13 protein-coding genes are annotated in these 24,470 nt (G+C 44.5%); 12 read left to right on the top strand and 1 reads right to left on the bottom strand.

Going from position 1 to position 24,470, the window contains the following annotated elements; all coding sequences use genetic code 11:
- The first annotated feature begins 622 nt into the window (after positions 1–622).
- The 8 genes from ACZ48L_RS10735 to sov all read left to right on the top strand — a co-directional run bounded on the left by ACZ48L_RS10735 (position 623) and on the right by sov (position 19,130).
- Entirely contained in the window at positions 623–3,733 is a 3,111-nt protein-coding gene (locus ACZ48L_RS10735) for a SusC/RagA family TonB-linked outer membrane protein (RefSeq protein WP_025792508.1), read from the top strand.
- Between the two features lie 7 nt (positions 3,734–3,740).
- Positions 3,741–5,381 (top strand): RagB/SusD family nutrient uptake outer membrane protein, encoded by a 1,641-nt coding sequence (locus tag ACZ48L_RS10730; protein WP_025792507.1) that lies wholly within the window; start codon positions 3,741–3,743, stop codon positions 5,379–5,381.
- 18 nt (positions 5,382–5,399) lie between these two features.
- Positions 5,400–6,527 carry a glycoside hydrolase family 18 gene (locus tag ACZ48L_RS10725; protein ID WP_025792505.1) on the top strand — a complete coding sequence of 376 codons (1,128 nt, stop codon included), beginning with the start codon at positions 5,400–5,402 and terminating at the stop codon, positions 6,525–6,527.
- A gap of 30 nt (positions 6,528–6,557) precedes the next feature.
- Entirely contained in the window at positions 6,558–7,703 is a 1,146-nt protein-coding gene (locus ACZ48L_RS10720) for a DUF1735 and LamG domain-containing protein (RefSeq protein WP_008823831.1), read from the top strand.
- Between the two features lie 891 nt (positions 7,704–8,594).
- Complete coding sequence (locus ACZ48L_RS10715) at positions 8,595–9,323, top strand: hypothetical protein (RefSeq protein ID WP_025792504.1); 729 nt, start codon at positions 8,595–8,597, stop codon at positions 9,321–9,323.
- Positions 9,324–9,422: 99 nt separating this feature from the next.
- Positions 9,423–10,307 carry a DNA-methyltransferase gene (locus tag ACZ48L_RS10710; RefSeq protein WP_373274231.1) on the top strand — a complete coding sequence of 295 codons (885 nt, stop codon included), beginning with the start codon at positions 9,423–9,425 and terminating at the stop codon, positions 10,305–10,307.
- A 634-nt stretch (positions 10,308–10,941) separates the two neighbouring features.
- Positions 10,942–11,559 (top strand): Holliday junction branch migration protein RuvA, encoded by a 618-nt coding sequence (gene ruvA, locus ACZ48L_RS10705; RefSeq protein ID WP_025792501.1) that lies wholly within the window; start codon positions 10,942–10,944, stop codon positions 11,557–11,559.
- A gap of 20 nt (positions 11,560–11,579) precedes the next feature.
- Entirely contained in the window at positions 11,580–19,130 is a 7,551-nt protein-coding gene (gene sov / locus ACZ48L_RS10700) for a T9SS outer membrane translocon Sov/SprA (RefSeq protein ID WP_464722042.1), read from the top strand.
- Positions 19,131–19,180: 50 nt separating this feature from the next.
- On the opposite strand, the gene ACZ48L_RS10695 is transcribed toward sov, so the two are convergent.
- Positions 19,181–19,882 (bottom strand): CPBP family intramembrane glutamic endopeptidase, encoded by a 702-nt coding sequence (locus ACZ48L_RS10695; RefSeq protein WP_025792499.1) that lies wholly within the window; start codon positions 19,880–19,882, stop codon positions 19,181–19,183.
- Positions 19,883–20,841: 959 nt separating this feature from the next.
- Between ACZ48L_RS10695 and ACZ48L_RS10690 the strand changes: the two genes are divergently transcribed.
- From ACZ48L_RS10690 to ACZ48L_RS10675, 4 genes are all read left to right on the top strand, one after another.
- Positions 20,842–22,041: an MFS transporter gene (locus tag ACZ48L_RS10690; protein WP_025792497.1), complete on the top strand. Its 1,200-nt coding sequence runs from the start codon at positions 20,842–20,844 to the stop codon at positions 22,039–22,041.
- An 845-nt stretch (positions 22,042–22,886) separates the two neighbouring features.
- Positions 22,887–23,144 carry a hypothetical protein gene (locus ACZ48L_RS10685; protein WP_025792495.1) on the top strand — a complete coding sequence of 86 codons (258 nt, stop codon included), beginning with the start codon at positions 22,887–22,889 and terminating at the stop codon, positions 23,142–23,144.
- Positions 23,145–23,146: 2 nt separating this feature from the next.
- Positions 23,147–23,557 carry a protein-export chaperone SecB gene (locus ACZ48L_RS10680; protein WP_242401742.1) on the top strand — a complete coding sequence of 137 codons (411 nt, stop codon included), beginning with the start codon at positions 23,147–23,149 and terminating at the stop codon, positions 23,555–23,557.
- A gap of 3 nt (positions 23,558–23,560) precedes the next feature.
- The gene (locus ACZ48L_RS10675) at positions 23,561–24,139 is read left to right on the top strand and encodes a hypothetical protein (RefSeq protein ID WP_025792491.1); all 579 of its coding nucleotides are present in this window, start codon (positions 23,561–23,563) and stop codon (positions 24,137–24,139) included.
- The last annotated feature ends 331 nt before the right edge of the window (positions 24,140–24,470 follow it).

Raw genomic sequence — 24,470 nt, 5'->3', positions numbered from 1 at the left:
AAGTAAACAAGTTGTTTGCTATAAAATACATGTTTACAAGTTAACAAGTAGATGGATTGCATGCTATAAAGACTTGTTTACAGTTTGACAAGCAGATGGATTGCGTGCTATAGAAACTTGTTTGCAAGTTGGCAAGCAGGCGAAATACAAGCTATAAACACTTGTTTGCAGTTTAACATGTAGGCGAATTGCGGGCTATAGAATACAAGTTTATAAGCCTAGGTGTAGAGCGGTTATATATTATAAGGTGTAATTTTGAGTTCCGAACGTTGAACTTTTGGGTTTAATTCTTCATCCCGTTATATTCCCAACACGCAGCTTTTCGCATCCCGCCAGGCACATCCCCTCCTTTGTTGGGGCTTGGGGAGCCCCCATATCTTCCCCTTTTTTTATTCAACTGACATACGATTCTATGGCAGAAGATTATCATGTGCGAGGGGAAAGAATATGTTTATAAACGTTAAATAGTAGTATAAAGTAAGTGATAAAACCTTATAAAGTGTTATATTTGCAAACGATGGTGTCTAACTAACACCTCTTTTAGCCATTTAGGCACAGTAATTTACGCCTGATAACCAAGAACTTAGGAACCTAAAATATAATAATTAAAAACCTAAACCTAATGAGAAATTTTTACGAAAGAAAGCAGAAGCATCTGTATTTCTCGGTAGCCTTTGCCATGTCTGTGGCTTTGACGCCGACAAATGCCCATGCAGTAGGTAACGCTGGAGGCTTACCCGATGCCGCAACGCGCCAGATTGTGCAGCAAGACGGTAAGCATAAGGTGACAGGACGTGTCGTTGACGCATCAGGAGAACCCCTGATTGGTGCAACGGTCATGGTGGAAGGAACCAAGGATGGTGCCGTAACCGACATTGATGGTAACTTCACCATCAACGTTTCGTCGGCTGCAAAGCTCGTCATCTCCTATGTTGGATACACCTCACAGACTGTTTCCGTGGGCGATAAGACAAGCCTTGCCATCACGATGAAGGAGACTTCCAACACGATGAATGAGGTGGTTGTCACCGCTTTGGGTATCAAACGTGCTGAGAAAGCATTGAGTTACAACGTTCAGAAGGTAGGTGCTGACGAGCTGACACGCAACAAAGACGCCAACTTCGTTAACTCCCTGAACGGTAAGGTAGCAGGTGTTAACATCTCGAAGAGCGCCAGTGGTGTGGGAGGAGCAACCCGTGTCATCATGCGTGGAGCCAAGTCCATTGAGGGAGACAACAACGTTCTCTATGTCATCGACGGTATTCCAATCTTCAATTTCAGTGGTGGTACGGACAGTGGCATCATGGGTGAGGGTCGTGTTAGCAGTGAAGGCATAGCCGATCTCAACCCAGAAGACATCGAGAGCATCAACGTTCTTGCCGGACCTTCAGCCGCTGCACTCTACGGAAGCAACGCTGCTAACGGTGCAATCCTCATCACTACGAAGAAAGGAAAGGAAGGACGGGTAGAGATTTCGTTCTCAAGTGCAGCCGATTTCAGTTCCCCTTTGCTCATGCCAGAGTTCCAAAACAAGTATGGAAACAAGCTTGGTTCCTATGAAAGTTGGGGTGAGAAGCTCGCAACACCAAGTTCTTACGATCCAAAGAAGGACTTCTTCCGCACAGGAACGAACTTTATCAATGCCCTGACAGTCAATACTGGTAACGAGTTTAACCAGACTTTCGCTTCCGTTGCAGCCACCAATTCACGTGGTATCGTACCGAACAACACGTATGACCGTTACAATTTCACCATCCGTAACACCTCACGTATGTTCAAGAACAGGGTACAACTCGACCTCGGAGCATCCTATATCAAGCAGAAAGACAATAACATGGTGTCGCAGGGAGAGTACTGGAACCCTATCGTTGCAGCCTATCTCTTCCCACGTGGAGAGTCGTTTGATGCCATCAAGACCTTCGAACGCTATAACAACGTGCGCAATTTCCCAACCCAGTATTGGCCTATCATGGACAGCAGGTTCGCCAATCAGAACCCATACTGGACCGCTTATCGCAACCTTGCACCTGATGATAAGGACCGTTTCATGTTCAATGCCGGTCTGACTTATAACATCTTCGACTGGTTAAGTGTGGCAGGTCGTATCCGTTTGGATAAGACTTTCATGACAAGTGAGCGTAAGATATATGCTTCATCATTTGATTATTTCGCCAAATCGAACGGTGCTTACGACTATTATGACTATAAAGAGCATCAGACTTACATTGATGCTATAGCCAATATCAATAAGCATTTCGGTAAGATCAGCCTTGCTGCCAACGTTGGTTACAGCTATTCTGACTACGCATCCCTCACCCGTGGCTACGGTGGTAACCTCATCTTGGTGCCTAATAAGTTCTCTCTGAACAACATCGCACCGACCGATGGCAAGATACGTGAGGACGGTGGAGCCTCTAAGGTACGCAATGTTGCTGCCTTCGCAAGTGCTGAAATCGGTTATAAGAGTATGCTTTACCTCACGTTGACAGGTAGAAACGACTGGAACTCACGCCTTGTCAACTCGTCAGAGGAATCCTTCTTCTATCCTTCAATAGGTATGTCAGCCATCGTTTCAGAGATGACAAAGCTGCCATCCTTCATCTCTTACCTGAAGGTTCGTGGTTCTTACACTGAGGTTGGTTCGCCTGTCTCACGCTCAGGTATGACCCCTGGCACCATCACCACACCTATCGTGGGCGGTAGTTTGAAGTCAACTGACATCTATCCTTTCACTGATTACAAGGCAGAACGTACGAAATCGTATGAATTCGGACTGACAGCACGCTTCTGGAAGAAGCTCTCTTTCGACTTCACATGGTATAAATCAAACACCTTTAATCAGACTTTCATTGGCGAATTGCCTGAGAGTTCAGGTTATAAAGCCGTCTATCTGCAGGCTGGTAACGTGGAGAACCGAGGCATAGAGATGTCACTTGGATATACAGAAAACTTCGGTGGAGTGCAGTGGAACTCATCATTGGTATACTCAAAGAACGTCAACGAGATCAAAGAAATGGTGAAAGACTATCATCATCCATTGAGTCCTAAGCCCATAAACATCCCTGAAGTGTCGAAAGACAATGGTCGAGTGTTGCTGAAAGTGGGTGGAACGATCAATGATATCTATGCTCGTAAGGTGCTTGCAAAGGACAATCAGGGCTTCGTTAACGTCAGTCCGTCTGGTGGAATGAGCCTCGAGACCGTTGAACCAATCTACCTTGGCAAGACAACACCAGACTTTACGATGGGTTGGAACAATACTTTCACGTATAAGAACTTCGGACTTAGCTTCCTTGTTAATGCTCGTTTCGGTGGCGTTGTCACCTCATCAACACAGGCATTGCTCGATCGTTTCGGTGTCTCAAAGGCGTCAGCTGATGCACGAGATGCAGGGGGTGTGATGCTACCTCACCAAGGATTGTATGATGCAAAGAAGTATTATACACTCGTGGCAACAGGAGAAAACGACCTCGCAGGCTATTATACATATAGCGCAACGAACATTCGTATACAGGAATTCACACTGAGTTATAAGTTCAACTCACGTTGGTTCAATAACATTGTCAAGGACTTAACCCTCTCATTCGTGGCTACTAACCCATGGATGATATACTGTAAGGCACCTTTCGACCCAGAGCTTACGGCGTCAACGGGTACCTATGGACAAGGCAATGACTATTTCATGCAGCCCAGTTTGAGGAGTTATGGTTTCAATATTAAATTCAAATTCTAATAGAATGATGACAACAAAAGCATATAAACACAAGCTATCTAAATATATAATAGCTGTCCTGGCACTCTCTTCCCTCACTGCTTGCGACTTCGAAAAGGTCAATACGAACGAATTCGAACTGCTTCCTGAGGAAGGAATGATGGACGGAATCACCATTGGTGGGCCTATAACGGCAATGGAAAAGTGTGTATTCCCCGTCGGAACACAGGCAGATGGCACGTCAGTAGTGAACAGATACCAGACTGCTTACAACCTTGCAGCCGACTGTTGGAGTGGTTATTTCGGGCAAAACAACAACTGGGGCGGTCCGAATAACCTCAATTACTTCCTCAAAGATGGGTGGGTGGCATCGTCATATACCGAGGCTTACTCAACAGTTGTGCCTCTCTGGCAGGATTTAAAGGGTAAAACGGAGACGAAATTCCCTGAAGCTTTTGCCTTGGCACAGATACTTAAGATATCAGCTTGGCACAAAGCAACGGATATGTTTGGCCCTATTCCTTATAAAGAGGCAGGAAAAGGACTCATAACAGTGCCTTATGACAGTCAGGAAGAGGTGTATAAAGCGATGTTCAAGGAGCTTTCTGATGCCGTAGATGTACTGACAAGATATGCCGATAATGGTACTACTTCCCTCTTACCAAAGGCAGATGCCGTTTACGGAGGCGATGTTAGGAAGTGGGTTGTCTATGCTAATTCATTGATGTTGCGCCTTGCTATGCGTGTCTACTACGCTGATGCAGCGCTCTCACGTCAGTATGCTATGCAGGCAATCAACCATCCTTACGGTGTGATGAAGGCCAAAGAGGATGAGGCAAAGATGGAGAAAGGAGCCGGATTGGTATTCAAAAACAACTTTGATGACCTCATTAATCAGTACAATGAGTGCCGTATGGGCTCTTCAATGTTGGCTTATCTGGGCGGATATCAGGACCCTCGACTGGCAAAATACTTCCATACGAGTTCGCTTTCACAAGCTATGACAGTTGGAACGATGGGCAAATACATGGCAATACCTACTGGTCATGATGTCAATTCGAACGAAACGTTCAAGAATACATCACGTCCTGCCATCTCAAATACGACCCCAACCTACTGGATGCGTGCTTCTGAGGTTTACTTCCTCCTGTCCGAAGCAGCCTTACATGGCTTCCCTGTTGGGCAATCTGCCGAAGATCTATATAAGAAAGGTATAGAAATGTCATTCGAAGAGAATGGTATCCCAACCTCAGAGGTCACCGCTTACCTGCAATCAGGGCTGCAACCAGCTGCTTATAACATGTCAGTTGCCAATCCAAGTGTCAACGTTAGCGTCCCAGCAGTGACCCAAGCGACGACAGAATGGACTGGAACGGATGAGGAAAAGCTTGAGAAGATCATGATACAGAAGTGGATTGCCCTCTTCCCTAACGGTCAAGAGGCATGGACAGAGTATCGTCGTACGGGCTATCCTAAGCTCCATAGCGCAATAACCAACTACAGTAACGGTGAGGTTGACAGTGAGATTGGTATCCGAAGGATGCGTTATCCGACAAACAGATCAACCTCTGCGGAGGACATTGCCAACCTTGAGAGTGCACGACAGATGCTACGTGGCGGTCAGGATAAGGCTGGAACACGTCTGTGGTGGGACAATAAGAATCATTAATCTATAAAGGAAAAAGAAATGAAAGGCTTTAAATATATTAGTTTGTTGCTGCTTCTGATGGCGGGATTCATCGTCTGTGGATGTAGCGATACGGCTGACATTGAGAACAAACCGTATGACCATATCGGTGGATATAACACAATGAACAATGCCGAGAGTGAGAAGTATTATGCTGAACTGCGTGCTTATAAGCAGCAGGCTGTCAACTATGGGCGTCCGGTAGCCTTTGGTTGGTATTCCAACTGGTCACCAGCTGGCACGTACAGAAGAGGATATCTCACCTCAATGCCCGACAGTATGGATATCGTTTCCATGTGGAGTGGGGCGCCAAACCGCTTTACTATCACACCAGAGCAGAAGGCTGACAAGGAGTTTGTGCAGAAAGTGAAGGGTACAAAGCTGTTGGAAGTGACGCTCTTGTCCTACATCGGCAAAGGCAGAACACCTGATTCAGTGTATACAAAGGTGGAGAAACAGGCTGAAGAAGAAGGCTGGGCAACTGATAAAGCACGTGTTGAAGAGGCTAAGAAACAGGCTCGTTGGAAGTTCTGGGGCTTCGATGGCGTCATTGGTTCCGATAATCACAAGGAGGCTTTGGCTCGTTTTGCAAAGGCATTGTGCGACTCTCTCGTTGCCAATGACTGGGATGGATATGACATTGACTGGGAGATTGGCAGTGGTGTGTTCGATATGGACGGTACGTTAAGCACCAATGAGCAGCTCATTTATTTGGTCAAAGAGATGAATAAATACATTGGTCCGAAGAGCGATCCAGAGCATAAGGGACACCGACTGATCTGTATCGACGGTCATTTCTGGGCACTTACTGAGGCGTTGGATGGCTATGTTGACTATTGGATTGACCAGTCATACGGGCGTATAACGAACTTTGATAACTTCGGAATAGACCCGAAAAGCATCATCACAACCGATAACTTTGAGGCTTCATTCAAGACTGGTGGCGTACTGTTAAGGCAGGCTGCAAGCATGCCATCAACGGGTTATAAGGGTGGAGTTGGTGCATATCGTTTCGATAACGACTATGACAACACACCTAACTATAAGTGGATGCGACAGGCTATACAGATTAATCAGAAGGTGTTTAAGGAGAGAATGGGGCAGACAACACAACCTCATAACCCTTAATCCTACATAATTTAAAAACAGAATATGAAGATGAAAAAGCATATTTTAAAACATATTGCAGTGGCAATCGCCGCATGCTGTGTGGTGAGTTGCCAAGACAGTGAGAGCGATTTGCTGAAGCAGAAGGTTTATTTTGATAACAATCTGCAGAGCGTTTCCATGCCTGACACGGGCACTTCAGCGGAGGTTGACATCACATCACGTCTCTCCAACAAGCAGAACGCTGCTGTTGAGGTGTCCTATACCTTGGCGGATACGGCTTTGGTAGCGGCATATAACAGTCGGTACGGTACGAATTACGTTCCTTTCAAGCCGGAGAATGCTGCCTTCAGCAAGGCTGCTTCAACCATTGAGGCTGGTCAGGTGTATGCTGAGAAGGTGTCACTGACACTCAATAACCTCGACCAGTTGCAGGAGGGTAAGACCTATATGCTGCCCATTCAGTTGCATTCCGGGTCAGTGACTGCCATCAGTGGCGAGAATGTGATGTATGTTGTCCTTGCCAAACCCATCAAGATTGGCAAGGCTGCGAACTTCTATTCAAGTTACATCTCCGTGAAGTTCCCTACCGGAACACACTTCAAGTCGTTCACTTATGAGGCTCTGATCAACTCAATATGGTGGGGTAGCAACAACACCATCATGGGAACTGAAGGCGTAATGATACTCCGTGTCGGTGATACTGGCGGTGGTATACCATCTGGAATACTGCAAGCTGCGGGCAGACAACACTATGAAGCACCCGATAAGCTGCAGACCAACAGGTGGTATCACGTGGCTCTGACCTTTGATCAGGCTACGGGTAAGACGGTGATGTACCTCAATGGCGTGAAATGGGCTGAGTCTGCATGGAACATTCCAGGCTTTGACCCGAACTCCGACATCGGTTTCAACATCGGTAAACTGGCTGGTTTCCCATGGGGCGAACGTCCTTTCTATGGTCACATGAGCGAGGTTCGCGTGTGGAGTGTGGCTCGTACGGAGAACCAGATCAAGCAGAACATGCTGGGCGTTGACCCTAAGTCGGATGGGCTGGAGCTCTATTTCAAGATGAATGGTTCGGAGAAGATGGAGAACGGCAAGATAAAAGACGCTGCGAAGGGTATCGAATGTCCGATGAGCGGCATACAGATTGATGACCTCTCACAGCCTCTCACCGCAAAGGATCTGCAATAATCATCAGTCCTGTAGTGCCTTCCTGCCATCGCACATAACGCCATTGGCGAAGGCACCTACAGTGTTTCAATAACCGTAAAAAGCCAGATTGCACCTGCAAGTCTGGCTTTTCTTGTTTACCTTTTTATCCTTTTCCCTTTCAAATACCCCCTTTTCTCTCTTTCTTTTTTATCCTTTTTCTTTTCAAATGCACCTTTTACTCTTTCCCTTTCTTATCCTTTTCCTTTTCAATTCCCCTTTTTTTTAGTTTTACCCTTTCCCCCTTTGTTCTTTCGCCTTTGCCCCTTCTTTGTCAATTTATTTCCCTTCTGCTTTTCAATCTACGCCCTTTTGCATTCTAAAAGACGCCCTTTTGCAATGTAAAAGGGCATCTTTTGACGTGTAAAAGGGCGTCTTTTACAACGCAAAAGGGCACCTTTTACAAGCCTCTTTGTAACCTCTTGATACAGCGGAGGTTACAAACCCCGTTTTTCACCATTATCCTTCGTTTTGCCATCAACACCCTTTTATTTTTTTGTAAGGTTATTTCTTATTCCTCACATCACCCTCCCATCCTGTTTATCCCATCCTCCCCCCGCCCTCACCCTGTTGTCATCCGCCCCATTCCCCTCCCCCTTTTCCCGCTTTCGTGGGCATGAATAGATAACCGCACCACTCATAGGAAGCACCTCAAACGACATGTCCCACCGTTTTAAAGTTTGTTTTGTAAATGTGATCTTTTATGATCATAAAACTTAAACAATGATCCTTTCTTTGGCGTTGTCTCACCTTTTAATGACCTTTAAACTGATGATTTTCAGAATAAAAAGCTACGGAATACCATATGTTTTACGTACATTTGCACTGTAAATACTATTTAAATGACTTAAAACAGACAAGAGACGGCATTCTATGACAAAGAAATATACACAGGCAGACCAAGTGGTTGATGCTATGAGAAAGCATGGAGGATATTCAACTTTAGGTAACCTTTACCATATAGTAGACACTTCTCATTGGGCAACAAAGACCCCGCAGGAGTCTATTCGGCAAATAGTTCAAAAGTCACCAAAGATCTTTAGGGTGCAACCAGGGCTGTGGGCGTTAGAAGAATGTCGTGAGATTGTTTTGTCAAAGTTTGATTTAAAGGATAAAACAAGTAAAGGTTCTGAAGTCTTTACACATGGTTATTATCAGGGAATCATCACAGAGATAGGACGAATGAAGCACTTTGAGACTTATATTCCAGCACAAGATAAGAATCGTTTGTTTCTTGAAAAGCCCTTAAAAGATGTGTGTGACACAAATAAGATACCTCCTTTTTCATATCCAGAATTAACGACGCGTGCCCGTACAGTTGATGCAATATGGTTCAATAAGCGTGGTATGCCCGATAGTATGTTTGAGGTGGAGCACTCTACGGATATGCAAAATTCATTTCTAAAGTTCTGTGATTTACAGGACTTCAATACCCGTTTTATCATTGTAGCATCTGAAAGCAGACATGCACAGTTTGAGAAAGTCAGGGAACATTCAGCCTTTGACAATGTGCGTAATCGTATAACTTTCCATTCTTATGAAGATATTGTGAAACAATATGATGTGCTTTGTCTGCAGACCTCGCGTAAAGGATGGATTTAAAGAGAATTGATCTTTTATGATCACAAAACTTAAACAATGATCTAATGCCCTTTTTGTATTTTCTTTTATGGAACTTTGCATTCAGAAATGATGTGCAAAGTGAAGTTACAGGATAAATTAAATAAGGTGTTTACAGTGGAGAAAGACGACTTTCTCCTTGCTCATGGCGATTGTTTCAAGCTGCTTCGTGAGTTTGATTTTAAGTTTGATATGATCTTTGCTGACCCTCCTTACTTCCTCTCCAATGGCGGTATTTCGTTGCAGAGTGGGCATGTAGTGTGTGTGGATAAAGGGTCATGGGACAGGGGGAAGAGCCCCGAAGAACTGATGACTTTCAACCGTGAGTGGCTCAGACTGTGCCGTGATAAGCTGAAAGATAACGGTACGATATGGATCAGTGGGACGTATCATAACATTTTCTCCGTGGCTAACTGCCTGACGGAACTGGGCTATAAGATTCTGAATGTCATCACTTGGCAGAAGACAAACCCACCGTGTAACATCTCTTGTAGGTTCTTTACCTATTCAACAGAGTTTATTATCTGGGCTCGGAAGCTACCACGTGTGCCGCATAAGTTCAATTACCGACTGATGAAACATCTCAATGGCGACAAGCAAATGACGGATGTGTGGCGGTTACCTGCTATCGGACGATGGGAAAAGTCGCAAGGAAAACACCCTACACAGAAGCCTTTGAGTGTGCTGACCCGTATCATTCTTGCTTCCACTGACCCCGGTGACTGGGTTCTCGACCCCTTTAGTGGCTCCAGTACTACGGGTATTGCAGCCAATCTCTGTGGTCGTCGTTTTGCCGGAATAGAGCAGGAAGAGGAGTTTTGCAGGATGTCACGGGGTAGGAGAGAGGAACTTGAACTGTTGAGTAGACGTGATGATCTGGCTCACCATATTGCTGATCTCCGCCTGTTGGAGCATGAGCAGACAACGGTTGCAGCACCTCTCCTGGATGGTTCTTTACCCTTCTGATGGCTCTGTGGTCACAACCGCATTGCCATAAATGCGTCTTTTTTATGATGAAGGTAGGTGCGTTGATGGGTAAGGGATTGAGATGAAGCCAGTGAGAAGAATCACATTTGCTGTCATTTCTGTCATCTTTTGTAGTCGTATAACCCATTATACATGAGGTGATTACATGAAATGTTAAAAGTGACAGCAAACTAATTTTAAACTAAGATAGGGGAAAAGAGTAATTTTTCCCCTATCGTTTAAATCCCGAAAACACATCCGTTCCCTAAGAATTTATTGTCCAGAAAGGACACTGTGCAGCCTTTCTTCTTGCTTCATCTGTGCATCTTACCTCTCTGCTGAGCGTGTTATGGCGGGTAATGAATCCCTTTCCGTTTAGCCTTCTCTCCCATCACGGAGCGTGAAGGTGGGCTTTCTAAAAGAAAAAGCATGGTTGAAAGGATGCAACGAAGTTGTCTGTGGGTCTCCTTTGGGCAAATAATGACATAGCACATGAGGGTTGTTTAATAACCTTAATCAGTGTTATAAGGTGCAGTTTTTGAAGTGTATCTACAATAAAAGATAACTAACTTACGTTTAGGAGACTGTATATACAACCACACCTTGGGCTTCTCAAGGTGAAGAATTTTGAATTATGATAGAATACATCAAGGGTGAACTCACCGAACTTACACCTGCTTTGGCTGTTGTTGAAGCACATGGCGTGGGTTATGCGTTGAGCATTTCACTTAATACTTATAGTGCTATACAAGGTAAAACGGCTGTGAAACTCTTTGTGCATGAGGCAATTATGACGGGAGGACGTGACGATAGCTACACGCTTTACGGCTTTGCAACGAAGCAGGAACGCTCACTTTATCAGTTGTTGATTACCGTTTCGGGTGTAGGAGCCAACACTGCACGTATGATTCTCTCGTCATTGACACCTGCCGAACTGTGCAATGTCATTGCAAACGGTGACGAAAAGATGCTGAAAACAGTGAAAGGCATCGGACTTCGTACGGCACAGCGCATCATTGTCGACCTCAAAGACAAGATCATGCAGAGCGGAGTAGCCGACGAACTACATGTAAGTAGTCAGCCAGGGACGCCTGCTGTTGATGCAGGAATCAAGGATGAAGCCGTCAGTGCATTGACAATGTTAGGCTTTTCTCCTGCTCCTTCGGCAAAGGTTGTGGTCAGTATTCTGACAGAACAGCCCGATCTTCCTGTTGAACAGGTTGTAAAGATGGCTCTGAAGATGATTAAGTAAAGTGTGATTCGCAATCGCTTTTGAAAAGATACCATAACATATTCCTCCTTCTTGTCGTCCTCCTTGGCAGCGTTTGTCTGTTGAGCTGGGGACGTGGAGCCTTTGGTTTCGCTTCAATAGAGAAGATTTTGACCACCATTGCACCGCCAGACACGGTGAAAAAGGCGAAGAAAATTGACGTGGAGATTGACGATGAGAAGATCCCAGACTCCCTTTTACACCCGCGATGGAAGGTGCAACGCACCTCACCCGTCACCTATGACGATCTGAAAGAGAACTCCACCGACCTCAGTCGTCCGGAGAACATGCGGCAGACCGTGGAATATAACGATACACTCGACCGATACATCATTGGCAATAAGATTGGGAATACCTACGTGACAGCCCCTATCATGATGACACCAGAGGAGTATCGGAAGTGGAGTGAGAAGCGAAGTTTCTCTGATTATTACCGCTCTAAGAACCAGGAAATACTCCAAAAGAAAGGCAAAGAGAAGTTTGATTTCACAGATATGCACTTCTCTCTGGGTCCTGCAGAGAAGATTTTCGGTCCCGGTGGTGTACGTATCAAGACACAGGGAACGGCAGAACTGAAGTTTGGAGGAAACATAAAGAACATCGATAATCCCTCATTACCCATCCGAAACCGCCGTACTACGGCAATGGACTTCGATGAAAAGATCAACTTAAACGTCAATGGTAAGGTGGGAGATAAGGTGAATATGAACCTCAACTACAACACTGACGCCACGTTTGACTTTGATACTCAGAACTTCAAGTTGAAGTATGAAGGGAAAGAAGACGAGATCATCAAACTCGTTGAAGGTGGTAACGTGTCCTTTCCATCCAATAACTCGCTTGTTCAGGGAGCCACATCCCTCTTCGGTATACGTACCGATATGCAGTTTGGAAAGCTGAAACTGCAGACCGTTCTGTCACAGAAGAAGAGCTCAAACAAAAGCGTTAGCTCACGAGGAGGTAAGCAACTCACTCCTTTTGAGATTGATGCTACGGAGTATGAGGACAACCGTCACTTCTTCCTTTCGCAGTATTTCCGTAACAACTACGATGCTGCGATGAAGACTTTACCCAACCTTACCACGGGAATAACCATCAACCGTGTGGAGATATGGGTTACTAACAAGACAGGAACGACCAGTAACACCCGTAATATCGTTGCTTTGACCGACTTAGGTGAGAACACAAAGGTCAGTCGTACCGACCTTTGGGGTGCCGGAACAGGCCCTGTTCCTGCCAATAATGCCAACACCGAGTATGCCACCATCGCACAAGGCTATCCCGCAGCACGTAACATTGACCAGGTGACGAGCATCCTTGACGGTGCAGGACTGGTGGGTGGAAACGACTATGAGAAGCTTGCCAATGCCCGATTGCTCAGCAGTTCGGAGTATACTGTCAATAGTGCGCTGGGTTATATATCACTTCGTAGTGGACTACAGACCGACCAAGTGCTGGCAGTAGCCTATGAATACACCTATGGAGGAGTAACTTATCAGGTGGGAGAGTTCGCCAGTGACCGTACAGATATCAATGAAGCACTCTTCGTAAAGTCACTGAAGAACACCAGTAACAACCCGAAACAGGGCAACTGGGACCTGATGATGAAGAACGTCTACTACCTTTCGACAAACATTGAACGTGATAAATTCCGCTTAGACGTCAAGTATCAGAGTGATACCACAGGTGTTTATCTCTCTTATATCCCCGAACCACAAGTGAAAAGTCAGCCTATCATCCGCCTTCTTGGCGCTGACCGCCTGGATAATAACAATAATCCGCATGCCAATGGATACTTTGATTACGTGGAAGGGTACACCGTTGACAACGGAAGAGTGTTCTTCCCGCTGGCTGAACCCTTTGGTGAAGGACTCCGAAAGGCACTCCTTGCGAAAGGTGTAGCAGCTAATATCGCCAATAAATACGTCTTCTCCGAGCTCTATGACTCCACAAAAACCATTGCAAAACAGATTGCAGAGAAAGATAAATACATGCTTGTTGGACAGTATCGGGGTACGGCTGCCAACGTCATCTCACTTGGTGCATATAACGTTCCACAAGGTTCGGTGGTCGTAACAGCCGGTGGTGTCACGCTGACAGAGGGTTCTGATTACAGCGTTGACTACAGTGCTGGAGAGGTAACGATACTGAATCAGAGTATCATTGATGCCGGAACAGCTGTCAACGTATCGCTGGAAAGCCAGAGCAGTTACCAACAAGAGCGCAAGACAATGCTTGGTTTGAACTGGGAATATGACTTCTCCAAGGACTTCCAGATTGGTGGTACGTTCATGCATCTGTCTGAACAACCACTGACAACGAAGGTGAATATGGGTGCGGAACCACTCAATAACACCATCTGGGGACTGAATATCAACTGGAAAAAGGAAAGCCAATGGCTGACGAATATGCTGAATAAGATTCCATTCTTGCATGTTACACAGCCTTCTTACATAACGTTCTCGGCAGAATTTGCCCAGCTTATTGCCGGACAAAGCAAGGGAACACAGAACAATGCTTCGTATCTGGATGACTTCGAGGGGACAAAGAACACCATCGACGTGAGTCAACCGAAGTCGTGGGTTATCTCAAGTGTACCGTCAGACTTCCCGGAATCAACGGATAAGACAAGCCTTCGCAGTGGTTTTAACCGCAGTCTTCTGGCATGGTATAACATCGATCCGTTGTTCACACGCCGTAGTAGCTCACTCACACCAGGACATATCAAGAGTGACCTTGAGCAACTCTCGAACCATTATGTGCGTGAAGTGCCTGTCAGAGAGCTCTTCCCGAACCGTGATTTGAACTATACTGGCTCCATATCAACGCTGAATGTGCTCAATCTTGCGTACTATCCAACGGAGAGAGGGCCGTATAACTTCAACCCAAACATCGATGCAAACGGTAGACTTACTGACCCAAGAGGTTCTTGGGGAGGTATGATGCGCAAGCTCGATACCAATGATTTCCAGGCAGCTAACATCGAATACATTGAGTTTTGGATGTTAGATCCCTTCATTTATTCGAACCTTCAGCCCGACGCAAGCCACTATGGCGGTGATTTCTACATCGATTTAGGTGAGGTTTCAGAGGATATTCTTAAGGATGGGAAGAAGTTTTACGAGAGCGGAATGCCTGTTGACGGTAGCTCTTCATGGACAACGACGCAGTGGGGACGCATTCCTACACAGTCAACCATCACCTATGCCTTCGCAACATCAAAGGGAAGCAGAGCCAAACAGGACATAGGTCTGGACGGATTGACGAATGAAGAGGAGCAACAGTTCGCTTCTTATCAGAACTTTCTCACTGCTGCAAGAGCCAGAACGAACCAAGCTGTGTTCGATTCTATATGGGCTGACCCTTCAAATGATGACTATCATTACTTCCGTGGGTCGGATTGGGATGCAAAGAAGGCATCCATCTTGGAGCGTTATAAGCGTATCAACAACCCACAAGGCAACTCTCCTGACAACGATAACAACAACGAACGATACGATACTTCCTATAAAACGACACCTGATGTGGAGGATATCAACCAGGATTATACGCTGAATGAGTATGAGAAATACTATCAATATCATATCAGTATCCGACCACAGGACCTCGTTGTGGGTAGGAATTTCATAGTGGATAAGCGTACAGCATCTGCCGCACTACGCAAAGGTGGGTCCGAAACAGTGACCTGGTATCAGTTCAGAATCCCATTGGAGGAGTTCCAAAAGCGTGTGGGTAACATCAGCGACTTCACCAGTATACGTTTCATGCGTATGTTCTTGACCGACTTTGAGAAGCCTGTTGTACTGCGTTTTGGTACGTTCGACCTCGTAAGTGGTAAGTGGAGACAGTATTCACAGAACCTTACCAACGCTGCATCTACCTCTGGAACGATGGCAGTAAGCGCCGTTAGCATTGAAGAAAACAACAATAAAGTACCTGTAAACTACACCCTTCCTCCTGGCATAGACCGTGGACAGGACCCAAGTCAGCCACAGCTTGTTCAGCAAAACGAGCAGGCTTTGTCTATGTCGGTGAGCAATCTCGGTACTGGAGAGTCGAAGGCTGTATATAAAAACACGACCCTTGACCTGCGCCAATACAAACGTCTGCAGATGTTTGTACATGCCAATGCCTTCGAACAGAACACCACTAACCTTACTGATAACCAGCTGGCAGTGTTCGTTCGGTTGGGTTCCGACTATAAAAACAACTACTATGAGTATGAGATACCTCTGAAACTAACCCCTGCAGGATGGTATGATACCTACACAGCAGAGGGTTGTAAGGCTGTATGGCCAGAGGAAAACATGATGGATATACCCTTGCAGTTGCTCACATCGGTGAAGAAACAACGCAACCAAGCACGTGGAGCAGGTACTGCAAGTTACAATCGTCCGTTCTCAATATACGACGCTGAGCACCCAGCCAACCGTGTTACGATCATGGGTAACCCAACGTTGGGAGAGGTGAAGACGATGATCATTGGTGTTCGAAACCTCGCAAGCAGTCAGAAAAGTGGTGAGGTATGGGTGAACGAATTGCGCTTGTTAGAGTTCAACAACGAAGGTGGATGGGCTGCACGTGGGCAGTTGAACCTCCAGTTGTCCGACTTTGGTACCGTAGACATCAATGCCAGCCACAGCACGGATGGCTTTGGTGGTATTGAACAAGGCGTCAATGAGCGGCAACAAGAGACCAAAACGGACGTCTCAGTCACCACAAGCCTTGAGTTAGGTAAGTTCTTCCCAGACAAAGCGAAGGTCTCTGCACCTTTATATTATAGTGTTACGAAGAGCGAAAGCCGTCCGAAGTATAACCCACTTGACACGGATATGGAGCTGAAAGACGCCTTGGAAGGTGCTGCCAACCGGCAGGAACGCGACTCCATAGAGTCCATTGCGGTGACAAAACGCCTGACAACGAACTTCTCTTTGTCTAATGTACGTGTCGGAATACAAACGACGAGCCATCCAATGCCGTACGATCCTGCCAACTTCTCCTTCTCTTACAGTCATTCGCACTCACATACTACGGGTGAGACGACGGTCTATGAGAACGAAGACACCTGGCGTGGAGCTGTCAACTATACGTGGACTCCAGTGTATAAGACATGGGAACCGTTCCGAAAAGTCATCAAAGGGAAGTCAAGATGGTTTGATATCCTCAAGAACTTCGGGCTCAACTGGTTGCCACAGAACATCACTTTCAACACGGAGATGCTCCGAAACTACTACGAACTACAGGAACGTGACATGGAAGCAACGGTCAATAACATGCTGCCTCTGACCTTTAACTCACAATTCCTGTGGAATCGTGACTTCTCTTTGCGGTGGGATCTGACACGAAACCTGCACATGAACTTCCAGAGTGCTACCCATGCGGAGATTGAAGAGCCGTATACACCTGTCAATAAGGACCTCTATCCAGACCGATATGAGGCGTGGAAAGACTCTGTTTGGACAAGTATCAAGCACTTCGGAACGCCACTTGACTATCAACAGAACTTCACCCTTTCTTATCAGTTGCCACTCAATCTCATTCCAGCCTTCGACTGGGTGAATGCTGATGCCACCTATACTGCGGCATACACGTGGGTACGTGGAACGGAACTGGAGGATGGTACGTCACTTGGAAATACGATTACGAGCAACCGTATGCTCAATATCAACGGGTCATTCAACTTCGAAAGACTCTATAATCACGTTCCTTTCCTTAAGAAAACCAACGAGCGTTTCAACCGTACAAAGCCTCGTCTGCAGCCGAAGAAGCCAATGACGCCGGAGGAAAAGAAGAAGAAAGAGAAGGAAAAGAAGGAGGAACAGGACAATAAGAAGAAGGAACTGCCGAAGAATAAGCGGAGCTTTGAACAGGAGATAACCATCAATGCCGACTCAGCCGTTGTCATCTCACATGGTAAACACACCAAACGACTCATGGTATCTGCCAAGGATGCAACAGGAAAGAGTATACAGATAAAGTGGAAGAAGGTGGGCGATAACCAGGTGAAGGTATATAACAAGGCTGACTCTGCCGTACGTATGAAGCTCACCGTGACACCGAAGGAGCCACTCGAGAACAAGGGATGGTACAAGACGGCACAGTATGTTGCACGTGCATTGATGATGGTTCGTAATGCAAGTGTCTCTTATCGGAACCAGTATGCCATGGCTTTGCCGGGCTTCATGCCTACTGTCGGGAAGGCATTCGGGCAGAGAAGAGGAACGGGAGCCATGTCTCCGGGACTCGATTTCGCCTTTGGTCTCATTGATGACGACTACATTGGCAAGGCTCGTAATAATAATTGGCTACTCGTTAATGACAGTGTTGCTACACCAGCAACGACCAATAAGACCGAAGATCTGCAGTTGCGCGTTACGTTAGAGCCTTTCAGAGACTTTAAGATTGACCTTACTGCCAGTCGGACGGAGACCACCTCACGTAGCATTCAGTATATGTATGCTGGCAATCCTACCACGCAAAGCGGTACGCTGACCATGACAACGCTCTCTCTGGGTACGGCTTTCGAGAGTCAGGGGGATGCTAATAACGGGTATCACAGTGCTACCTTCGACCGTTTCGTGGGTTCGCTCGAGAAATATCGTGGGCTTGTTGAGGCTCGATATCAAGGTTCTACCTATCCAGCAGCCTATGGTGGAGGAACATATAACCCTGCAAACGGAGCCGTAAACAAGTATAGTGCGGACGTAATGATACCTGCTTTCCTTAATGCTTACACCAGTATGGGCGGTAACGGACTGAAGTTGTTCCCTACTTTACGCAGTCTGCTGCCGAACTGGACCATCCGTTACAGTGGATTGTCACGCCTGCCGTTCTTCGAGACACTGTTTAAGAGTATCAATATCAACCATGCTTATCGCAGCATCTTTGCCATTGGCTCTTACCAGAGTTACAGTACTTGGCAGGAATACATGAACGGTTTGGGCTTCATCACCGATGCTACAACGGGCAATCCATTGCCAAGTTCAATGTATAACATCTCACAAGTGAGCATCAATGAGGCTTTCTCACCGCTGCTTGGAGTAGATGTGACGTTGCAGAATGACCTTACGGCACGTCTGGAGTACCGCCAGACACGTGTCCTTTCGCTCTCAATGACGAGTATCCAGCTCAATGAAGCAACGTCAAAGGACTGGGTTATCGGCATTGGATACAGGATAAATAACTTCAATCTCTTCAATACGGGAACACGAAGGGTGGTTAAAAGCAAGAAAAAGCAGAATGATAACAATCAGAATGACAATAACTCGACGAACAAGAATGGTGGGGTGAACCGTGATTTGAACCTCCGTCTCGATATGAGTTATCGTCAACAGGCATCGCTGACACGTGACATCGCATCGCTGTCGTCGGCAGCATCAAGTGGTAACACTGCCTTTAAGTTCTCCTTTATGGGCGACTATACACTGAGTAGGTTGGTTACGGCAAGCCTCTATTACGACCTGCAGATCAACTCTCCACTGTTGTCATCGGGCAGTTATCCTACTACAACGCACGACTTCGGTGTCAGTCTGAAACTCAGTCTGACCCGATAGGGCGTACCGCTCTTGGTCTTTCCCTGCTTCGTGATTCGTAAAAAAGACGGCTAAGGCGCGGTAGTCTTCTTCTTAAAGGGACAATACCAAATGACGAACCACGACAGAATGGATATCACAAGCAAGGAAATCGTCAGGTAATTGTCTAAGATTCCATTGCCATGTTTGAAGAGATTGAAGATGCCATGGGCACAAGCGCATAGCAAAAGAGACCGTGTGTCGTGTGCAAACCGGTCCAATCCCCAGGAAGCCAACAGTAAGATGGCGAAGAATATCAGTCCACTCATGTTGAAAGAGAAGTTCAAATGCCAGAAAAACCACAAGACAGTAATGGTCAGGATACGTTTTATCGGGCGCATTGCTGCAAGCTCTCCCGTTAGATAACCACGCCAACCCACTTCCTCAAGGAAAGCATAGAGCGTGCAACCTAAGAACACCAAGGAGGTTCTTAGCCCGTGATGCGTGTCGAAAATGAGAAAGAGCAGGGTGGGGAAGACGATACACGCAAGGCTGCGTATCCATGATTTACCTGCTATGGAACAGAAAAACTTCTTCTTAAAGATGCCCATTACCACCACAGCTCCCAGTGCTGGACCCACTCCTTCACATAGCTGCAAGATGATGGAAGAGCAACTGTCAGGGAACAGACGGGGTAAGACGTAAAGCGAAACGAGTCTGCATGCCACCGCAATAACATAGAAAAGAAGCAGTGGCATGCCTGCCTTCTTCCAGTATTTTGTTACGTTTGTCATAGTTATTTTCAATGTTATTAGTCTTTGTTCTGTCGCAAAGATACAATTAATTCTTTGTAAACTGTCGTTGGAACATTAAAAAATTACCGACTGAAAGACACATTTTTGATTGCCAATCCCGCCGTTTCTTTCGTCTTTTTCTCGTCCGTTTCTCAGTCTGTTCACCCGTCTGTTGAATCGGTAAAACCGCTACCCTGATGACAAAGCGCACTGACCTTACTTTGAAAACACAACGAAACGAAGAGTAACAAAAATCCTTACACTTTCCGCTCCGTCGTCTTTCACTTTCCCTAGCATACCCCTTCTTTTCCGCCTTTGTAACCTTTAGATTATCAATAGGTTACAAAGAGGCTTGTAAAAGGTGCCCTTTTGCATTGCAAAACATGCCCTTTTACACATCAAAAGATGCCCTTTTGCACATCAAAAGGGCGTCTTTTACATTGCAAAAGGGCGTAGATTAAAAAGCAGATGGGAATAATCTTTACAACAGAACAGTCCTCCCCTTCCTCCGTTCCACCCAAATGCGAGGAGAGAAAGCGCAGAGATTCTTCAAAATAAGCTCAGCATAGCCTTCGCTTTATGTTGTTATTCACCCTTATTTACTATGTGTTGAGTCTTGCGGCGAACCAGTTGTTATATTCATATGGTTGCTGATTTTCTCAGCGTTAATGTGTTGTCTGTATTCATTTGGGGTTAGATGTATCTCGGAATGTCTATGAAATGGTAGATTAAACTCAGTGTATGTGATGTGACAGCACGTGGTTTGCACATTATGTACTATCTTTCTATCAAGTATTACCATTTTTTCTGCAAGTGTAAATATACTCAATAACAACGCAAAGATAATGTATGTTATTATTAAAAAAAAGTAGTAACTTTGCACTTTCAAGATAACTGTAGTCAAAAAAAGCGGATTTTTAAAACATAACAATTAATTTTTAATTCAAAAAAGATTCTCTATGAAAGAAAAAAACAACTTCATTATTCCAATGCTTTTCCTTGCTTTCATGTTCTTTACTTGTGGCTTTGCATTGGGAATCAATTCCTTATTAGTACCAGTATTGAAGGTTTCGCTAAGCGTTTCGTCCACAGAAGCCTATATGCTCATAGGAGCTACGTTCTTACCGTTCCTTATCTTTGGTTATCCAGCAGGCTTATTGATAAGTAAAATTGGATATAAGCGTACGATGGCTACGGCTTTTGCCATGTTTGCTATAGCCTTCGGAGTGTTTATTCTCTCTGCAGCTGAAAGGAGTTTCATTATCTTCTTATTGGCATCTTTCCTTTGTGGAACAGCTAATACGTTCCTACAATCTGCCATAAATCCTTATGTAACAATCCTTGGACCAACGGAGAGTGCAGCAAAAAGAATCTCTATTATGGGCATGATAAACAAGTTAGCATGGCCCGTATCACCTTTGTTTATTGCTCTTTTTGCAAGTAATAGTGGCGGTGTTGGCTTGGAAGATCTTGACAAACCGTTCTTGGTTATAATCTGCTTATTTGTAATCTTAGGTGTCGTAGCACTCATATCACCCTTGCCAGAGGTGAAAGCAGCTGGAGAAGATGACGCCGATGCAGATTCAGCAGTGTCCGACTACGCAAACAGTAAGCATTCTGTCTTCCAGTTCCCACATCTTGTTCTTGGAGCAATTGCCATATTCTTTTATGTTGGTTCAGAGACCATCGTCTTGGGTACACTTATAGATTATGCAAGTGAATTAGGTCTTCCTCATCCTCATACGTACTCATGGATTACCCCAATCAGCATCAGTATAGGATATATCGCAGGTATTATTCTTATTCCTAAGTATCTTTCACAGACGAAAGCCTTACAGATCTGTTCCTTCGTTGCACTGTTTGGAACGCTACTTGTATTGTTACTCCCGGGTGTTTATAGTATTTATGCTGTAGGTATCATGGCATTAGGCTGCTCATTGATGTGGCCCGCATTCTGGCCTTTGGCTCTTATGGACTTGGGTAAATATACCAAGGAGGGCTCATCACTAATGACAATGGGACTTATCGGTGGTGCTGTTATCACTGTGTTGTTCGGACTTATTAAGGATGTTAGCAACATTCAATATGCGTATGGGATCTGTTTTGTCAGCTTCTCTTATATCCTTTTCTATGCATTCAAGGGCTATAAGTTGAGATAAAAACTTCTTATTCTATAGCATAAGCATATTGGTAATCCATTTGAGAAGTGATATAAGTTGAATTGAAAACTTCTCCTTCTACAGCTCGTGAAGCTCTTTGTCCTTTTTAAAGGAGGACATAGAGCGTGCGAGCTGAATCTATTAAGTAGGATCTCTACTTACTGTATATCCATCATGGTCCATATTATTGGTCATGATTCTGTCGCTGAAACACAATTAATTCTTTGTAACCTGTCGTTGGAACGTTAAAAAATCATTGGCTGAAAGATACATTTTTGATTGCCAATCCCGCCGTTTCTTTCGTCTTCTTCACGTCCGTTTCTCAGTCTGTTTACCCACCTTTTGAATCGGTAAAGCCGCTACCCTGATGACAAAGAACACTGACCTTACCTTCGAAAAACACAACGGAACGGACAGCAACAAAAATCCTTACACTTTCCGCTTCGTCATCTTTCACTTTCCCTACCATATCCCCTCTTTTTCACCTTTGTAACCTTTAGATTATCAATCGGTTACAAACGGGCTTGTAAAAGGTGCCCTTTTGCATTGCAAAACATGCCCTTTTGCACATTAAAAGATGCCCTTTTGCACTTCAAAAGGGCATCTTTTAGAACACAAAAGGGCGTAGATTAAAAAGCAGATGGGAATAATCTTTACAACAGAACACTCCCTCCCTTCCTCCGTTCCATTGGGTTATACTCAATGAATACTTGTACGCATATATCTTTTGGTGAAGGTTTTTGATGTAGGTTCATGGTATAAGTATAAAATAAAGTAGATAATTTAGGATATTTAAAGAGAAAATCATACCTTTGTAGCAGAAACAAACTAATAAATAAAGGACGATGGGAAAACTTCTTGAGCAACTTAAGAGCTATTTCGAGAATACTCCAAAGGAGATTCTTGAGAAAGAGAGTGCTGAGTGGGACTACCTTAATGAGATAGGTCCTGATGTGTTGGAATATGCTGATATGTTAAAAGGTTATATTGGAACCGAAATGGAATATAACCGTTCAGATGACTTCCTGAGTGGGAACTATCGTTATTTTACAGTCCCTACTGATGATATAGATTCTAAAGTACAGTATGGCAGGACAGCATGATTATGAATGATGTAGCATTTAGATTAGACAAATATAGATTTACTAAGGCAACCTTAAACTTTGATATACCGAAGAAATCTGAGTTCTTTATACATTTTCTCCCCTCTGGTAAGTATGATGAGGGAAGTAGGCGATATAAACTTTCTTTTGAAACAGTTGTTAAATGTAAAGAGACGGGCACTGTCGTTGTTAGTGTTTCTTGCATAGCATCTTTTGTTTTCAATGGAGATATTAAGTTTAATGATATTCCTGATTTCTTTTATCCGAATAGTCTTGCCATAATTTTTCCATATATAAGAGCCTTTGTTAGTACGCTTTCACTTCAAGCAAATACATCTCCAATAGTATTACCGACAGTAAACTTAATGGGACTTACAGAAGAACTCCGTGAAAAAACTTCTGTCGTTAAATGACAAATGAAGCCTACGAAAATCTACCAAACCCTTGAATATCGTAATAACAATAAGGAAATAGAGGAGCATGGTCCCTATTTCTGTACTCTTCGTGACGAACGGGGAAGGATAAAGACGGGTGCAAAAACCCCTTGGCTTGGTGAAGGTTATTATTTTTGGGATACTCGTGTTGAAGATGCAAGATGGTGGGGCGAGACTATATATAGTAATAAAGGTTATGTTGTTTGTGGAACGTCTTACGATGCTCATACCCCCCTTCTCTATGATCTCTTAGGTGATTTGAAAGCTTTTGATGATTTTGTTGAGATGGCACGTATGGTTAAAGAATTTAATAACTGTGCTAGTGTTAGTTTCGCCTTGGTCCTTAAATATTTAAAAGAACATACAGATTTTAATTATAAAGCTATACGAATTCTAGCTGTGCCGAGTTCTTTCAAAAGCACGAATATTCGTTTTCCTAAACGTGGTATATATTTAGCGCAAATAGGAAAGGTACAAATCTGTTTTTTCAAGAAGAACCTATTTAAAGGTTCTTTTAAGGTTACGGAGGAACATCCTCGTAATGGTAATCTTACTATATAAAGCTTGCTGAATTATAATTAACGTGAGTTTGCCGAATTATAAGCGTCTATAAACTTGGTGATTAGTGAAATTCATTGTAATATTAAGGAACTAATATACAAACATTTACAAAGAACCATTGACACAACCTACATCGTTCTGAACCCGTCGAACTCACGTTAGATTAGTATTTTTCAATAATTAGTATTTTACCTAAGATACTAAATTGTTATGTGAATGTCCTTCTAACTAGGGTCTCTACCTTCTTTACTTTTTAGTTACACATTTCTTCTTGCTAACTCTGTTATCCACTTTTCTTATTATTTAATGTTAAAACTTAAGAATCTTTATG

The sequence above is a fragment of the Prevotella histicola genome (assembly GCF_055385135.1).
This window is presented reverse-complemented; position numbering and strand designations above follow the sequence as displayed.

Excerpts from the sequence above, each read along its gene's own strand:
- ACZ48L_RS10735 (WP_025792508.1), top strand. The coding sequence starts at position 623 with ATGAGAAATTTTTACGAAAGAAAGCAGAAGCATCTGTATTTCTCGGTA.
- ACZ48L_RS10730 (WP_025792507.1), top strand. The coding sequence starts at position 3,741 with ATGACAACAAAAGCATATAAACACAAGCTATCTAAATATATAATAGCT.
- ACZ48L_RS10725 (WP_025792505.1), top strand. The coding sequence starts at position 5,400 with ATGAAAGGCTTTAAATATATTAGTTTGTTGCTGCTTCTGATGGCGGGA.
- ACZ48L_RS10720 (WP_008823831.1), top strand. The coding sequence starts at position 6,558 with ATGAAAAAGCATATTTTAAAACATATTGCAGTGGCAATCGCCGCATGC.
- ACZ48L_RS10715 (WP_025792504.1), top strand. The coding sequence starts at position 8,595 with ATGACAAAGAAATATACACAGGCAGACCAAGTGGTTGATGCTATGAGA.
- ruvA (WP_025792501.1), top strand. The coding sequence starts at position 10,942 with ATGATAGAATACATCAAGGGTGAACTCACCGAACTTACACCTGCTTTG.
- ACZ48L_RS10695 (WP_025792499.1), bottom strand. The coding sequence starts at position 19,882 with ATGACAAACGTAACAAAATACTGGAAGAAGGCAGGCATGCCACTGCTT.
- ACZ48L_RS10690 (WP_025792497.1), top strand. The coding sequence starts at position 20,842 with ATGAAAGAAAAAAACAACTTCATTATTCCAATGCTTTTCCTTGCTTTC.
- ACZ48L_RS10685 (WP_025792495.1), top strand. The coding sequence starts at position 22,887 with ATGGGAAAACTTCTTGAGCAACTTAAGAGCTATTTCGAGAATACTCCA.
- ACZ48L_RS10680 (WP_242401742.1), top strand. The coding sequence starts at position 23,147 with ATGAATGATGTAGCATTTAGATTAGACAAATATAGATTTACTAAGGCA.
- ACZ48L_RS10675 (WP_025792491.1), top strand. The coding sequence starts at position 23,561 with ATGAAGCCTACGAAAATCTACCAAACCCTTGAATATCGTAATAACAAT.